Raw genomic sequence first — 381 nt, forward strand, 5'->3', positions numbered from 1 at the left:
AGCGGAGATTTAAGCGTTTCAATTAACCTGATTGGAATAGGATGAGCAGGGATACGCACCCCAAGCTCATGGCGGCGAATATCAAGAAATTTCTCTGTTCCCGACAATGTTTCCAAAATAAATACATAAGGACCAGGGGAAAGGCGATTAATCAACCTAAAACGGGTATTGTCCATTTTTACGACTTCAACAAATTGGGAAATGCTTGAGCAAAGAAGGGTAAAATGCCGCTCGTCCCTTTCGCCCGAAAGATTTCTTAATTTTTTTATTGCCTGCGGCGATTTAATCGAGCAGACAATACTCCAACTTGTGTCTGTAGGCAGGGCTACAAGCCCACCGTTTTCAAGCGTTCTCGCCGCGCGGTTTAGTATTCTGTCGTCA

General features: G+C 44.4%; 1 protein-coding gene. It reads right to left on the minus strand.

Annotation, left to right across the window (positions count from 1 at the left end; genetic code table 11):
* Positions 1–381: L-threonylcarbamoyladenylate synthase (locus ACYVTD_RS17780; protein ID WP_461248945.1), on the minus strand; the 381-nt coding region annotated here is incomplete at both ends.

The organism is Treponema sp. R6D11 (assembly GCF_054786075.1).